The following is a 14,798-nucleotide window of genomic DNA, read 5'->3' as shown; positions in this document are numbered from 1 at the left end:
GGTTACTCCCCCGAACCAGAGGCAGGCAGAAGAGTCGTCTGGCCGGAGGCCGGGGCGGAGGATTTGCGCCCGCCCAGCGAACCCGCCGGCGGAAGCGTCTTGCCGGCCTTAAGATCCCCGATCAGCGCCTCGGTGCGCGCCGCGTCCATGTCCTCGTAATAATCGTCGTTGACCTGCAGAATCGGCGCGTTCACGCAGGCACCGAGGCACTCAACCTCGGTGAGGGTGAACAGCCCGTCCGCGCTGGTATCGCCGAAATGCTCGATGCCGCTAGCCTTCTTGCAGGCACTCACGATGTCATCCGAACCGCGCAGCCAGCACGGCGTGGTGGTGCACACCTGGAGCTGGTACTTACCGACCGGCTTGAGGTTGAACATCGTGTAGAAGCTGGCGACCTCGTAGATGCGCATCGGCGCGGCATCCAGGCGCTTGGCCACCGCATCCAAAGCCGCCTGCGGCAGCCAAGCGGAGCCGGTGGTGCGGGCCATCTGGCGCTGGGCGATGTCGAGCAGGGTCTTCACCGCGCTCATCTGCCGCCCTGCGGGGTATTTGGAGATCGCCTTCGCCACCAGCGGCTCGGAGATCTCGTCGAATGCGAACGTCTGAGGCTCGGGCTGCGTATTCACCGGTCGATCTCACCAAACACAATATCCAGCGACCCGAGGATCGCGACCATGTCAGCCAGCATGTGGCCCTTCGTCAGTTTTTCCGTCGCCTGAAGATGCGCGAACCCGGTCGAGCGGATCTTGCAGCGATAGGGACGGTTCGTACCGTCGGACACCAGATACACGCCGAACTCACCCTTGGGAGCCTCCACGGCGGTATAGGTGGTACCCGCTGGCACGTGATAGCCCTCGGTATAGAGCTTGAAGTGATGGATCAGCGCTTCCATCGACTTCTTCATCTCGGCGCGCTTGGGCGGGGCGATCTTGTTGTCCTGGACCTTGATCGGGCCGGGCTTCATCTTCGCCAAGCACTGCTTCACGATCTTCACGCTCTCGCGCATCTCGGCCATGCGGACGAGGTAGCGGTCATAGCAATCGCCATGCTTGCCGACGGGCACGTCGAACTCGACCTCGGCATATTTGTCGTAGGGCTGGGCGCGGCGGAGATCCCACGCCACACCGGAACCGCGCAGCGACGGGCCAGAGAAGCCCCAGGCCAGCGCATCCTCGGCCGAAATCACGCCGATATCGACGACGCGCTGCTTCCAGATGCGGTTGCCATTGAGCAGCCGCTCGAGATCGTCGATGAATTTGGGAAAACGCTCGGTCCAGGCGCCGATTTCCTCGGCCAGCCCTTCCGGGATGTCCTTGGCGACGCCACCGGGACGGAAATAATTGGAGTGGAAACGCGCACCTGAGGCCGCCTCGTAGAAGGTCAGCAGCTCCTCGCGCTCCTCATAGCCCCACAGGCCGGGGGTGATGGCGCCGCAATCCAACGCAAAATGCGCGACAGCCAGCAGATGGTTCAGCACGCGCGTCAGCTCGGCGAACATCACGCGGATCCACTGCGCGCGCTCCGGCGCCTCGATGCCGAGGAGCTTCTCCGTCGCCAAAGCGAAGGCGTGCTCGCAAGCCATCGGGGAGACGTAATCCAGACGGTCGAAATACGGGAGGGCCTGGAGATAGCTCTTATATTCGATCAGCTTCTCGGTGCCGCGGTGCAGCAAGCCGATATGCGGGTCGGCACGCTCGATGACCTCGCCATCCATCTCCAGGATCAGACGGAGCACACCATGCGCGGAGGGGTGCTGCGGGCCGAAATTGATGGTGTGGCTGTCGAACTCGACGGTCCGGGTGACCGGGGTTGCGGCGTCACTCATCGGCGATCTCCACGCGCCTTCTCATCGCCCGGCAAGGTCGTCATGCCTTCCCAGGGAGAGAGGAAATCGAAATTACGGAATTCCTGCGTCAGCTTCACCTTGTCGTACACAACAGTTTTCCGCTCGGTGTCGTAGTGCACTTCGACATACCCGGTCAGCGGAAAATCCTTGCGCAGGGGGTGCCCCTCGAACCCGTAATCGGTGAGGATGCGGCGATGGTCGGCCAAACCGTTGAAGCGGACGCCGAACAGATCCCAGGTCTCGCGCTCCCACCAGCCGGCACTCGGCCAAACGTCGGAGACGGAATTGATCTCCTCGCCCTCGGCAACTTGCATGACCACACGCAGGCGAAGGTTACGGGTCACGGAGAGCAGGTTGTAAACGACATCGAAGCGCTTCGGGCGCTCCGGGTAATCGACACCGCAAATATCCATCACCTGCTCGAAGCCATGCGCGTCACGCAGAAGCTTGAACAGGCTCGCCGCCGGGTGGCTGGAGGCGATGGCGACCAACTCGTCACGCTCGCGGTGCGCGCTGAGCACGCCCGGCAGGGAGGCGATGGTCTGGAGCACGATATCGACCGGGGGCACAGCCTCCGGCGCGTCCTGTTTGGTTGCGTCAGCCACGGAGAATGGTCCCTGTCCGGCGGATTTTCTTTTGCAACTGCATAATTCCGTAAACCAGCGCCTCGGCGGTGGGCGGGCAGCCGGGCACGTACACGTCCACGGGCACGATCCTGTCGCAGCCGCGGACCACGGAATAAGAGTAATGGTAATAGCCGCCGCCATTGGCGCAGCTGCCCATCGAGATCACCCAGCGCGGCTCGGGCATCTGGTCGTAAACCTTGCGCAGAGCGGGAGCCATCTTGTTGGTGAGCGTGCCGGCGACGATCATGACGTCGCTCTGGCGGGGCGAGGCGCGGGGAATGATACCAAAGCGGTCGAGGTCGTAGCGGGGCATGTAGGCGTGGATCATCTCCACCGCGCAACAGGCCAGACCGAAGGTCATCGGCCAGAGGCTGCCCGTACGAGCCCAGTTCACCACCTTGTCGATATTCGCGACGACAAACCCTTTGCCCGCGATCTCCCCGGTGATCCCCTTGATAACCGCGTCCTGTTCAGCGCCGGGCGGCAGTTGTTCGCGGTTCCAGGCGATCTGCGTGGTGTCCTTCACCATGCTCATGCGGCTACTCCCAATCCAACGCGCCTTTATTCCACTCGTATACGAAGCCGACAGTTAAGACTCCGAGAAAGCCGAGCATCGAGAAAAATCCGACGGCGCCGATCCGCCCCAGGCTGATGGCCCACGGGAACAGGAAGGCGACTTCGACGTCGAAGATAATAAAGAGAATGGCGACCAGATAGAAGCGGACGTCAAAACGCCGGCGGGCATCGCCAAAGGCGTCGAAACCGCATTCATAGGCCGTGAGTTTTTCGGGGTAGGGCTTCTGCCGAGCCGCCAGCTTGGAGCCGAAGACGAAGGCCAATCCAAGGAAGGCACCGATGGCCAGGAAAACAAGGATGGGAAAATATTGCGAAAGGGCTACCTGCACCTGCTCATCTCCTTGTTCGCGCCGGGCCGAAAGGGCGCACAGCTCAAAGTAAGTCATTCGCCGTGTCGCATCGCAACACGTCGTGGTCAAGATCACACCACGAAGGGGAGGTATTACTCCATGTAGGAACGGAGAATGACAACTGGCGCGAGTGACGGGGCTCGAACCCGCGACCTCCGGCGTGACAGGCCGGCGCTCTAACCGACTGAGCTACACCCGCAATTCAGTATGAGGGCCGTGTAATGGGCTATTTGATCCACGTCAAGCGCACTACAGGCAAGAAAACTATGTTTCGGAATTTTGTCAGTGAAAAGCTGGGTTACAAAATTAACCTAGCTCAAAATGGTGGGCGGTGACGGTTTCGAACCGCCGACCCTCTCGGTGTAAACGAGACGCTCTACCGCTGAGCTAACCGCCCTGAAAAAGTGGACGGAAAATTCCCGTCCACACCTTTGCCGTTGTTAGTTAACGGCATCCTTCAGCGTCTTGCCGGGCTTGAAGCGCACGGAGGTGGACGCCGGAATCTCGATTTCCTCGCCGGTGCGGGGATTGCGGCCCTTGGAGGCATCACGCTCGGAGGTGGCGAAAGTGCCGAACCCAACCAGGCGAACCTCTTCCTTCTGCTTCAGAGACTTCTCGATCGCCCCGAACACAGCGTCGACAACCTCGGCCGCCTTGGCCTTGGACAGGTCGGTCTCTTCCGCCACGGCGGCAATCAGGTCATTCTTATTCACGGGCAAAGCTCCCAGTTGTGAGATACATAGATAATAGATGATGTCCGCAGAATGGCGGGCGCGCCAAATGGGGGTTTGGCGCGCGTTGATAGCCACGTTCGAAGTCTCGCGTCAAACACTGCCGATTTTTAATGCGGCAAGCCCGGCGCGACAGCTCCTTCTGCTGCCGGTTTAATCTCCGCCGGCGCCTCCTCCCACTCAATCGGCTCGGGCTTGCGCACCAGCGCCAGCTCAATCACCTCATCGACATGGGAAACCGGCACGATTTTCAGGCCTTTTTTCACGTTGTCAGGAATTTCAATGAGATCCTTCTCATTGTCTTTCGGAATGACAACCGTGTTCAGCCCTGCGCGCAATGCAGCCAGAAGCTTTTCCTTTAGCCCGCCAATCGGCAGCACGCGGCCACGCAGGGTAATTTCGCCGGTCATGGCAATGTCCTTGCGCACCGGAATGCCCGTGATGGCGGAAACGATGGTCGTGGCCATGGCGATGCCGGCGGAGGGCCCGTCTTTCGGAGTCGCGCCTTCGGGCACATGCACGTGGATATCGTGCTTGTCGAAGAAGGGCGGCTTGATGCCGAACTGCATCGCACGGGAGCGGACATAGGAGAACGCGGCCTGCACGCTCTCCTGCATCACTTCGCCGAGCTGGCCCGTCTGCTTGACGACGCCCTTGCCGGGCAACAGCAGACTCTCGATGGTCAGGATATCGCCGCCCACCTCGGTCCAGGCGAGGCCAGTGACAACGCCCACCATGTCCTCCGACTCGGTCTCGCCGAATCGGTATTTCGGCACCCCGGAGAATTTCTCCAGATTGCGCTTGGTGATCGCCACCTTCTTCGTCTTGGAGGTGACGATTTCCTTCACCGCCTTGCGCGCCAGGGTCGCGATTTCGCGCTCCAGGTTACGCACGCCGGCCTCACGCGTGTAGGTGCGCACCAGCTCGTGCAGCACATCGTCGGAGACGGACCATTCATCCGGCTTCAGTCCGTGCGCCTCGCTCTGCTTGGGCAGCAGATGCCGCTTGGCGATCTCCACCTTCTCATCCTCGGTGTAGCCGGGGATACGGATGATCTCCATGCGGTCGAGCAGCGGTTGCGGCATGCGCAGGGAGTTCGCCGTCGTCACGAACATCACGTCGGACAGATCGTAATCCACCTCGAGGTAATGATCGGCGAAGGTCGAGTTCTGCTCCGGGTCCAGCACTTCGAGCAGGGCCGAGGCCGGGTCGCCGCGCCAATCGGCGCCGAGCTTATCAATCTCGTCGAGCAGGAAAAGCGGGTTGGAGGTCTTGGCCTTCTTCATGCCCTGGATGACCTTGCCCGGCATGGAGCCGATATAGGTCCGCCGATGGCCGCGAATCTCGGATTCATCCCGCACGCCGCCCAGCGACATGCGCACGAATTGCCGCCCGGTGGCCTTGGCGATGGACTTGGCCAGCGAGGTCTTGCCCACGCCCGGCGGGCCGACGAGGCAGAGAATCGGCCCCCTCACCTTCGGGCTGCGCGCCTGCACCGCCAGATACTCGACGATTCGCTCCTTGATCTTGTCCAGGCCGAAATGGTCGGTATCGAGGATCTTCTCCGCCTCGACCACGTCGTTCTTGATCTTGCTGCGCTTCTTCCAGGGGATGCCGACGATCCACTCCAGATAATTGCGCACCACGGTCGCCTCGGCGCTCATCGGGCTCATCGAGCGCAGCTTCTTCAGCTCGCCCAGCGCCTTCTCGCGCGCCTCCTTCGAGAGCTTGGTGGCGTTGATCTTGGCTTCCAGCTCGGCGGCCTCATCCTTGCCGTCCTCACCCTCGCCCAGCTCCTTCTGGATCGCCTTGAGCTGCTCGTTCAGGTAATATTCGCGCTGGGTCTTTTCCATCTGCCGCTTCACGCGGTTGCGGATCTTCTTCTCGACCTGCAACACGCCGATCTCGGCTTCCATATGGTTGAACACGCGCTCCAGCCGCTCGGCGGTGCTGTCCATCTCCAGCAGTTCCTGCCGCTCGGCGATCTTCAGCCCCAGATGGCTCGCCACTGTGTCCGCCAGCTTGGAGGGCGCCTCGATCTGGTTGACCGAGACCAGCACCTCCGGCGCGATCTTCTTGTTCAGCTTGATATACTGCTCGAACTGCGCCACCACGGTGCGGCTCAGCGCCTCTACTTCCTTGGTGTCGTCGCCCCGCTCCTCGACCGGCTCGGCCGAGACCTCGAAATAATCCTCAGTCTCCTTGAAGCCGGTGATGCGCGCGCGCCGGATGCCCTCGACCAGCACCTTCACGGTGCCATCAGGCAGCTTCAGCAGCTGCAGAATGGTGGAGACGGTCCCCACGTTATAAATATCTTCGGCCGAAGGATCATCCTGCGCGGCGTTTTTCTGCGCCACGAGCAGGATCTGCTTGTCTTCCTTCATCACGCTTTCCAGCGCGCGCACGGATTTCTCGCGCCCGACGAAGAGCGGCACGATCATGTGCGGGAAGACGACGATATCGCGCAGCGGCAGGACTGCCAGCGAATCCATCGGCGTATCGGTTTTGGTTACATCAGACATTACGAATTCCCCTAGGTCTCATGGCCTGCCCTGCCTAGGCGCAGCCCATGCGTGCCGCATGCGGCCACATCCCGAATATCGGAAATGAAAAGGCGGCCCGCAAGGGCCGCCTTCCTAAAAGCCCCGTCAGGAGGCGTTTTCGGTACGCTTTTCGCTATAAGTATAGAGTGGTTCGGATCGCCCTTCGGCCACCTCGCCGTTGATCACCACCTCGGAGACGCCATCAAGCCCTGGCAGATCGAACATCGTCGTCAGCAGGATGGACTCCATGATCGAGCGCAGGCCGCGCGCACCGGTCTTGCGCTTGATCGCGCGCCCGGCCACCACTTTCAGCGCCTCGTCGGTGAAGGTCAGCTTGACGCCTTCCATCTCGAACAGGCGGCCATACTGCTTGACAAGCGCGTTCTTTGGCTTGGTTAGAATCTCGATCAGCGCCGCCTCGTCAAGATCATCGAGCGTCGCCACCACGGGCAGACGACCAATGAACTCGGGGATCAGCCCGAAGCGAAGCAAATCCTCCGGCTCCAGGTCGCGCAGGATCTGGCCGGTGCGGCGCTCGTCCTGGCTGCGCACCTCGGCGCCGAAGCCAATGCCCTGCCCCTTGCCACGCTGGGCAATGATCTTCTCCAGCCCCGCAAACGCGCCGCCGCAGATGAACAGGATGTTGGTCGTGTCCACCTGCAGGAATTCCTGCTGCGGATGCTTGCGCCCGCCCTGCGGCGGCACGGAGGCCACGGTGCCCTCCATGATCTTCAGCAGCGCCTGCTGCACGCCCTCGCCCGAAACATCGCGGGTGATGGAGGGGTTATCCGACTTGCGGCTGATCTTATCGACCTCGTCGATATAGACGATGCCGCGCTGCGCCCGCTCGACATTGTAGTCGGCGGCCTGCAGCAGCTTGAGGATGATGTTCTCCACGTCCTCGCCCACGTAACCGGCTTCGGTCAGGGTGGTGGCGTCGGCCATGGTGAACGGCACATCGAGGATTCGCGCGAGCGTCTGGGCCAGCAACGTCTTGCCCGAGCCGGTCGGCCCGATCAGCATGATGTTGGACTTCGCGATCTCGATGTCGTTGTTCTTGGTGGCGTGCGAGAGCCGCTTGTAGTGGTTGTGCACGGCCACGCTCAGTACCTTCTTGGCGTGCCCCTGGCCGATCACGTAATCGTCCAGCACCTTGCAGATCTCGCGTGGCGTCGGCACGCCATCGCGCGACTTCACCAGATGCGTCTTATGCTCCTCACGGATGATATCCATGCAGAGCTCCACGCATTCATCACAGATAAACACGGTCGGCCCTGCGATAAGCTTCCGCACCTCATGCTGCGATTTACCGCAGAAGGAACAGTAAAGCGTATTCTTTGTATCGGCCGATTTGCTGCTCATAACTACTCCACAGCGCGCAATTAAGTTGAAAGACTAGCTCCCTGTGCTCTTCCACACAAGCGCACCGCGCGGGACAGGAAAAACCAGAATTATTTCAAACGATTGCAGGAAAATTCCGCCCCATCTCCGGCATAACGGCGAAAGAGCTGCGTCAAAAAAGCGCAAAAAACGGGCCCGGAGGCGACTCCGGGCCCGTCCGTGTTTCCTGCCAGGTCCCGGCTCAGATGGAAGCGGGCAGTTCCGTGCTGGCGGCGGGGGTTTCCGCCTCGGCGCGGGGCTGGCTCTTCACCACGTCATCCACCAGGCCGAACTCCTTGGCCTCCTGGGCGGACATATAGGTGTCGCGCTCCAGCTTGGCCTCGATAGCCTCCAGCGGCTGGCCGGTGTGCTCCACGTAGATCCCGTTGAGCCGGCGGCGCAGGTTGAGGATCTCGCGGGCCTGGATCTCGATATCGGTGGCCTGGCCCTGGGCGCCGCCGGAGGGCTGGTGCACCATCACGCGGGCGTTCGGCAAGGCGAAGCGCTTGCCCTTCTCTCCAGCGCAGAGCAGCAGGCTGCCCATGGAGGCCGCCTGACCGATGCACACCGTGCTCACCGGCGAGCGGATATATTGCATGGTGTCGTAGATCGCGAGGCCGGAGGAGACCACACCGCCGGGGCTGTTGATGTAGAACGAGATTTCCTTGTTCGGGTTCTCGCTCTCCAGAAACAGCAGCTGCGCGCAGATCAGCGAGCTGACCTCGTCGTAAACCTGCCCGGTGAGGAAGATGATCCGCTCCTTCAGCAGGCGCGAATAAATGTCGTAGGAGCGTTCGCCGCGCGCGGTCTGCTCCACCACCATCGGCACCAGGGCGCTGTTGTAAAACTCGACTGGATCCCGATCCCGCATCACTTCATTCCTTGTCTCAAAAAAAACCGCCCGTCCCGGCATCACACCGGGCCATGTCCTGGCCGCGGTGTGGGCGGAACGGGCGTCATGCAACCAAGTTAGATGATCGCACGCGTTCGTCTAGTGCCGGATTAAGCTTCCGCGTCGGCGGCGAGCTCTTCCGGGGTCACGGTGACTTCGTCCTGCTTCACCTGCGAGAGCAGGAAGTCCACCACCTTGTCCTCGAAGAGCGGACCGCGGAAGCGCTCCATCTGCTGCGGGTTCTTGCGGAAGAACTCCACAACCTGCATCGCCTGCGGGCCGTAGCGCATCGCCTCGTTGAACATCGCGCGCTGCAGCTCCTGGTCGGCCACGGTCACGTTGTTGGCGCGGCCGATCTCGGCGACCAGCAGGCCCAGGCGCACGCGGCGGTCGGCGATGGCGCGATACTCGGCCTTCAGCGTCTCCTCGTCCTTCTCGGCATCCTCCGGGTCGGCGTTGCCGGCGGCCTTCTCGGCCTCAACCTGGCGCCAGATCGCGTCGAACTCGGCCTCGACCAGCGATTCCGGGGCGGTGAACTCGGCTTTGCCGGTCAGCGCATCCAGCAGGGCGCGCTTCAGCTTCAGGCGGGTCAGCTGCTCGTACTCGCGGCTGATCTGCTCGGACACCTTGCCGCGCAGCTCTTCCAGCGACTCGAGGCCAACAGCCTTGGCCAGCTCGTCGTCAATGGCCGGAACCTCGGCCACGGCGAGGGACTTGGCAGTAATCTCGAACTCGGCGGTCTTACCGGCGAGATCCTGCGCGCCGTATTCCTCGGGGAAGGTCACGGTGATGGTCTTGGTCTCACCGGGGGTCACCCCTTCAAGCTGCTCGGAGAAGCCGGGGATGAAGCCGGGGCCGGCGACGATCACACCGACATCCTGGGCGGTGCCGCCCTCGAAGGCGACGCCGTCGATGCGGCCGATGAAGTCCACGGTCAGGCGCTCGCCCTGGGCGGCGGGGCGGGCTTCCTCAACGTCCTTGAAGCTCTGGCGCTGCGACGCGATGTTCTTCAGCGCCTCGTCGATCTTCTCCTCGGCCACGGCGGCAACCGGCTTGGTCAGGGTGATGTCGGACACGTCCGGCACCGCGACCTCGGGCAACACTTCCATTTCCAGGGTGAATTCCAGGTCGGACTCAGTGCCGGGCTTGGTGATGTCGAGCTTCGGCTGCATCGCCGGGCGCAGGCCGCGCTCCTCGATCAGCTTGCCAGCCGCCTCGTTCACGGCCTGGTCCACCACTTCGGCGGCCACGGCCTCGCCATAGCGCTTGCGCACCATCGAGAGGGGCACCTTGCCCGGACGGAAGCCCGGCAGCTGCATGGTCTTGCTCAGCTCGGCCAAACGCGTCTCACGCTTGGCGGCAAGTTCGGGTTCGGGGACCACGACGGTAAAGCCGCGCTTCAAGCCCTCGGAGAGCGTCTCGGTAACCTGCATGAACGACAAAATCCTCAATAAAACAACAACTAAGCAACTCTACTGGTGCGGGCGGAGGGACTTGAACCCCCATGACTTGCGTCACCAGAACCTAAATCTGGCGTGTCTACCAGTTTCACCACGCCCGCTTTAGCCCTACTCCAAGCCGCGCCGTCTAGCGCGAGTTCCAAGACTTCACAAGGCGCCCCCTCGTATCTGCGGGAAAAAGCGACTAATTGGCATCCCCAATGAGCAGCGCGAACAACGAAACGCCCCCGAACCGGCAAGGCCGCCCCCCCCGCACCCGGCTCTGGCTTCTGGCGGGCATCGGCCTGCTCGTGGCCCTGCCGGTGGCAGCGGGGCTGGTGGCAATGGCCCGCTTCAATCCCAACGCCTACGCTCCCGCCCTCATCGCGGCGGCGGAACGCGCCACCGGGCGCCAGCTTACCCTGGGCGGCCCCGTGAAGCTGCATCTCTCCTTCAACCCCACGCTGACGGTCAGCAATGTCACGCTGGGCAACCCGGCGGGCGGCTTTGCTGGCGATTTCGTCACGCTGGACAAGGCCGAGGCGCAGATCGCCCTGCTGCCGCTGCTCACCCATCATCTGGACATTCTGCGCCTGGTTCTGGAGCGCCCGCGCATCACGCTGCAAACCCTGCCCTCCGGCGCCAGCAACTGGGATTTCTCCGCCGCACCGGGCCATGCCACCGGCACGCATCATTTCCACGGCTACCAGCTCGCCCTGGAGGCTGTGGAAATCCGCAATGGCCATGTCACCCTCATCCCGGCCAGCGGGCAGGTCTATGGGTTCGGCCTGCCGCGCGTCACCGGCACCGCGGCTTCGCTCACCGCCCCGCTGCATCTTTCGGGCGGCGCCAAAATCGGCATGCAGGAGGCGCAGCTTTCCGGGGTGGTCGGGCCCATCGCGCGGCTTTCCAACGCCGGGGCCGGCCCCTGGCCGGTGGACCTCAGCCTCACCGGCGCGGGAGCCACAGCGCATCTTGCCGGCGCCATCGAGCACCCGCGCACCGGCTCAGGCTATGACTTGACCTTGAGCGTGGACGTCCCGGATCTCTCGGCCCTTGGCGCCCTGCCCGCCATGCGCCAGCTGCATCTCGGCGCCGAGCTTTCCGACCGCCCCGGCCCCATCCCCGCCGTTAACAATCTCTCCCTCACCGCCGGAGCGTCGGACCTCTCCGCCCTGCGCCCTGGGCTGAAACTGCAAGGGCTGGATGTGGAGATGGCCTCGCTCGACCAGCCGCTGACGCTGCAAGCCACCGGCCAGCTCGGTCAGGACCCATTTAGCGTCAAGGGCGCCATCGGCGCGCCGGATACGCTGTTTGCCCCTTCCCTCCTGCCCGCGGGTACCGCCACCACGGCAAGCCTGCCGGTCGGGCTTTCGCTCCAGCTCGGCGCCGCCAAGGCCGCCATCACCGGGGCCATCGCCACGCCAAGCACGCTCTCCGGCGTGGCTCTGGCCATCAACGCCTCCATTCCGGACCTCTCAGCGCTCTCCACCGCCGCGGGCACGGCCCTGCCCGCTTGGAAGAACATCACCGTGCAGACCACGCTGATCGACCCCGGCGGACAGGGGCTGCGCAACGCCGTGGGAGTGGACAGCTTGGCCGTGAGCACGGACCATGCCCAGTTCGGCGGCGATGCCAGCCTGTTCCTTGGCGCTCACCCCGATCTCCAACTCGCGCTGAAATTCAGCAACCTGGACCTCGACGCGCTGGACGCCGCCCTGCCGCTGCCAACGCCGCCGCTGCCCACCGCCGCGCCGAGTTGGGCGCTGCCGCTGGCATGGCTGCATCTGGGCAATGCCGATATCCAGCTCGCCGCCGACTCCCTGGTCTGGCACAAGCTGAACTTCACCGCCTTGCAGGGTCACGCCACTGTCTCGAATGGCGTGCTCAGCCTCAATCCGTTCACCGGCGAATTGCCGGGCGGGGAGGTGTCCGCCAGCGCCGGTATCGACACATCGAAGCCCACTGCCGCCGAGACCCTGCAACTCACCGCCCCGGCGCTTGCCCTCTCGCCGCTGCTGCGCGCTTTCGGCCTGCCGGATACCGCCCAGGGCACGGCGCAGCTTCAGCTCAAGGCCGCCAGCACGGGCGATGACGTGCAAACCATCGCCGCCGGGCTAAACGGCAGCCTTGGGGTGGCGGCGGTGAATGGCATCGTCGATGGCGGCGTGCTGAGCAGCTTGCTCAGCGATGTGCTGAAAACCGCCGGACTGACCGAGCCGCAGCTCATCTCCCCCGGCCCCGTGCCTGTGCGCTGCGCCGCCTTGCGGCTGGATGCCGCCAACGGCACCGGCACGCTCAGCGCCCTGGCGCTGGATACCCCCCGCCTGACGCTACGCGGCTCCGGCACCGTGGATTTCGGCAAGCAGACCCTGGCCGTGACACTGCAACCTCAACCGCGCGGGCAGAACGCCACCAGCGCGGTCGTGCTCGGCGGCAGCTTTACCCAGCCCACGCTCACCGCCGCACCCGCCACCCCAGCGCCGGGCGGGGATCTCTGCCCCGGCGCGCTCAACCTCGCCCGGCTCGGTCAATCCGGCCCCGCCGCGCCGCCGCTGGGCAGCTTCCCCGCCCCCATCCGGGCCGCAGCCCCCCAGCCCGGCTCTCCCGCCAACCTCAACGCTCTGCTTGGCCAATAATGAAACGCTTCTGGACCACCACGACCGCCATCGCCGATGGCGAACATTTCACCGTTCTGCTCGACGCCAAGCCCCTGAAACTCCCTGGTGGGCGCGGCCTCTCCGTGCCTTATGCCGCGCTGGCCGAGGGCATCGCCGCCGAATGGGGCGCCGCTCCGCAAGAGTTCTCGCCCGACGACCTGCCCCTCACCCAGCTCACCAGCACAGCACAGGACCGCGTGCGCCCGCACCGGGCCGAGATCATCCGCCAGCTCGCCGCCTATGGGCTGAACGACCTGCTCTGCTACCGCGCCGAAGGCCCTGCCCCGCTGGTGGCGCACGAAAACGCGCAATGGGATAAATGGCTGGACTGGGCGCGCGAGCGGTACGGCGCGGAACTGCTCATCACCGCCGGGGTGCTGCCCATCAACCAACCCGAGGACACCGCCGCGCGCTTTGCCACCGCGCTCGACGCCTATACCGAATACGGTTTGGCGGCGCTGGGCGTGCTCGTCCCCGCCTTGGGCAGTCTGGTGCTTGGCCTCGCCGTGGCGGAAGGCGCGCTGGACGCCCAGACCGCCGCCGACACCGCCTTTACCGACGAGCTATGGCAGGAAGCGAATTGGGGGCAGGACAAGGAGGCCATCGCCCGGCGGCGTCATGTCACCGCCGATATCGCCTCTAGCCAGCAGTTCCTGTCCCTGTGCCGGGGCTAGAATAGACCAGCCCGGCGAACCTCGCCCCCGCCTCTACCAGCGCCGCCGCCACATCCTCGCCCAAGGCGGCGCCGCCCTGCTCCCAGGCGGCGGCAATCGCCTCGCGCGGCACAGCGTCGAACTCCACCGGCACCTCGACCGCCAGCCCCTGGAAGCTGACCGTGCCAAACCCGGTAACCGGCAGGCCGAACACGCGACCAGGTGCCAGCGAAGACCCGGCCTCGGCGCGCACGCACGCCCCGCGCAGTGCCAGATTCAGCGAGAGCAGCGGTTCCGCCCCATGGCCAAACCGCGCCGCGCCCTCACCCGCCAGGCGTTGCTCCATAATCTGCCGCGCCACCTTCCACAGATAGAAAGAGGGGATCACCAGCCCCGTCTCGCGCCGCAGCGCCAGCGTCACCTGGTGGATCACCGGCACATTCCCGCCATGGGCGTTGAGGATGACGATGCGCGTCAGCCCATGCCGCAACAGCCCGCGCAGCAGATCCTCCAGCACCGCCCGGAAGCTCTCCGCCGAGAGCGCCAGCCCGCCGGGGCTGGAACCAAAGTAATCCGCCACGCCATAGGGCAGGCTCGGCGCCACATAGGCTGGCGCGCCCAGCTCATGCGCCCGCCGCGCGATGCGCTCGGCGATGATATCGGCCAGCACGTAATCACCCATAGGCTGGTGCGGACCGTGGTCCTCATGGCTGCCCAGCGGCAGCAGGATCACCGGATCGCGCCCCAGGGCGGCGGCAAAGGCGGGGGCGGTGAGATCGCCTAGGCGGACAGGCCCGGTCACGGTGTTTCCGGCGCGCTCAACTTGAGCGAGAGCGCATGCAGCCCGGATTTGAACTCTGCCGCCAGCGCCTCATGCACCGCGCGCGAGCGCTCCAGCCGCGAGAGCGGGCGCAGGGATTCCGCCACCATGGTCACGGCGTAATGCGTCTCCCCGGCGGGCAGGTCGAATTTGTCGGCATGGCGGGCATGGCGGCGGCTCTCATCCTCCACCTCCAGCACCGTGGGCAAGAACGCCGCCCGCAGCGCCTGCTCGATTCTCTGGGCCCGTGTGCTCATCATCCGCATCCTTTCATCGCATCCT

General features: G+C 64.2%; 14 protein-coding genes and 3 tRNA genes. 2 read left to right on the top strand and 15 right to left on the bottom strand.

Annotated features, from left to right (window positions below; translation table 11 throughout):
* Positions 1-2 precede the first annotated feature (2 nt).
* From HNP71_RS05600 to HNP71_RS05540, 13 genes are all read right to left on the bottom strand, one after another.
* Positions 3-626 carry a complex I 24 kDa subunit family protein gene (locus tag HNP71_RS05600; RefSeq protein WP_343062218.1) on the bottom strand — a complete coding sequence of 208 codons (624 nt, stop codon included), beginning with the start codon at positions 624-626 and terminating at the stop codon, positions 3-5.
* Positions 623-1,825, bottom strand: coding sequence for an NADH-quinone oxidoreductase subunit D (locus HNP71_RS05595; RefSeq protein ID WP_183265897.1), 1,203 nt, complete (start codon positions 1,823-1,825; stop codon positions 623-625). The genes HNP71_RS05600 and HNP71_RS05595 overlap by 4 nt, the downstream gene beginning before the upstream one ends.
* A complete protein-coding gene (locus HNP71_RS05590; RefSeq protein WP_408840647.1) occupies positions 1,822-2,451 on the bottom strand; it encodes an NADH-quinone oxidoreductase subunit C in 630 nt (209 codons plus the stop codon). Before HNP71_RS05590 ends, HNP71_RS05595 begins: the two co-directional genes overlap by 4 nt.
* Positions 2,444-3,001 carry a NuoB/complex I 20 kDa subunit family protein gene (locus tag HNP71_RS05585; RefSeq protein WP_183266018.1) on the bottom strand — a complete coding sequence of 186 codons (558 nt, stop codon included), beginning with the start codon at positions 2,999-3,001 and terminating at the stop codon, positions 2,444-2,446. Before HNP71_RS05585 ends, HNP71_RS05590 begins: the two co-directional genes overlap by 8 nt.
* A 10-nt stretch (positions 3,002-3,011) precedes the next feature.
* The gene (locus HNP71_RS05580) at positions 3,012-3,377 is read right to left on the bottom strand and encodes an NADH-quinone oxidoreductase subunit A (protein ID WP_343062262.1); all 366 of its coding nucleotides are present in this window, start codon (positions 3,375-3,377) and stop codon (positions 3,012-3,014) included.
* Positions 3,378-3,520: 143 nt separating this feature from the next.
* A tRNA-Asp gene (locus HNP71_RS05575) sits at positions 3,521-3,597 on the bottom strand.
* 123 nt (positions 3,598-3,720) lie between these two features.
* A tRNA-Val gene (locus HNP71_RS05570) sits at positions 3,721-3,795 on the bottom strand.
* A gap of 43 nt (positions 3,796-3,838) precedes the next feature.
* Positions 3,839-4,117 carry an HU family DNA-binding protein gene (locus tag HNP71_RS05565; protein ID WP_221246638.1) on the bottom strand — a complete coding sequence of 93 codons (279 nt, stop codon included), beginning with the start codon at positions 4,115-4,117 and terminating at the stop codon, positions 3,839-3,841.
* Positions 4,118-4,239: 122 nt separating this feature from the next.
* Positions 4,240-6,651, bottom strand: a complete 2,412-nt coding sequence (gene lon, locus HNP71_RS05560) for an endopeptidase La (protein WP_183265894.1) — start codon at positions 6,649-6,651, stop codon at positions 4,240-4,242.
* A gap of 126 nt (positions 6,652-6,777) precedes the next feature.
* Positions 6,778-8,034 (bottom strand): ATP-dependent Clp protease ATP-binding subunit ClpX, encoded by a 1,257-nt coding sequence (gene clpX, locus HNP71_RS05555; protein WP_183265893.1) that lies wholly within the window; start codon positions 8,032-8,034, stop codon positions 6,778-6,780.
* Positions 8,035-8,254: 220 nt separating this feature from the next.
* Positions 8,255-8,923, bottom strand: a complete 669-nt coding sequence (gene clpP / locus HNP71_RS05550; protein ID WP_183265892.1) for an ATP-dependent Clp endopeptidase proteolytic subunit ClpP — start codon at positions 8,921-8,923, stop codon at positions 8,255-8,257.
* A gap of 131 nt (positions 8,924-9,054) precedes the next feature.
* Entirely contained in the window at positions 9,055-10,377 is a 1,323-nt protein-coding gene (tig, locus tag HNP71_RS05545; RefSeq protein WP_183265891.1) for a trigger factor, read from the bottom strand.
* A 43-nt stretch (positions 10,378-10,420) separates the two neighbouring features.
* Positions 10,421-10,505, bottom strand: a tRNA-Leu gene (locus HNP71_RS05540).
* 99 nt (positions 10,506-10,604) lie between these two features.
* On the opposite strand from HNP71_RS05540, the gene HNP71_RS05535 reads away from it, so the two are divergent.
* Positions 10,605-13,022, top strand: coding sequence for an AsmA family protein (locus tag HNP71_RS05535; RefSeq protein WP_183265890.1), 2,418 nt, complete (start codon positions 10,605-10,607; stop codon positions 13,020-13,022).
* Positions 13,022-13,717, top strand: coding sequence for an ATP12 family chaperone protein (locus tag HNP71_RS05530; protein ID WP_183265889.1), 696 nt, complete (start codon positions 13,022-13,024; stop codon positions 13,715-13,717). Before HNP71_RS05535 ends, HNP71_RS05530 begins: the two co-directional genes overlap by 1 nt.
* Here HNP71_RS05530 and HNP71_RS05525 read toward each other — a convergent pair.
* Both HNP71_RS05525 and HNP71_RS05520 read right to left on the bottom strand, forming a co-directional pair.
* A complete protein-coding gene (locus tag HNP71_RS05525) occupies positions 13,683-14,498 on the bottom strand; it encodes a creatininase family protein (protein WP_183265888.1) in 816 nt (271 codons plus the stop codon). The two genes, HNP71_RS05530 and HNP71_RS05525, sit on opposite strands and share 35 nt — an antisense overlap.
* On the bottom strand, positions 14,495-14,773 hold the full coding sequence (locus tag HNP71_RS05520) for a BolA family protein (protein ID WP_183265887.1): 279 nt from the start codon (positions 14,771-14,773) through the stop codon (positions 14,495-14,497). The genes HNP71_RS05525 and HNP71_RS05520 overlap by 4 nt, the downstream gene beginning before the upstream one ends.
* Positions 14,774-14,798: the final 25 nt, after the last annotated feature.

The sequence above is a fragment of the Acidocella aromatica genome (assembly GCF_014201825.1).
In the GTDB taxonomy this organism is placed as follows: domain Bacteria; phylum Pseudomonadota; class Alphaproteobacteria; order Acetobacterales; family Acetobacteraceae; genus Acidocella; species Acidocella aromatica.
This window is presented reverse-complemented; position numbering and strand designations above follow the sequence as displayed.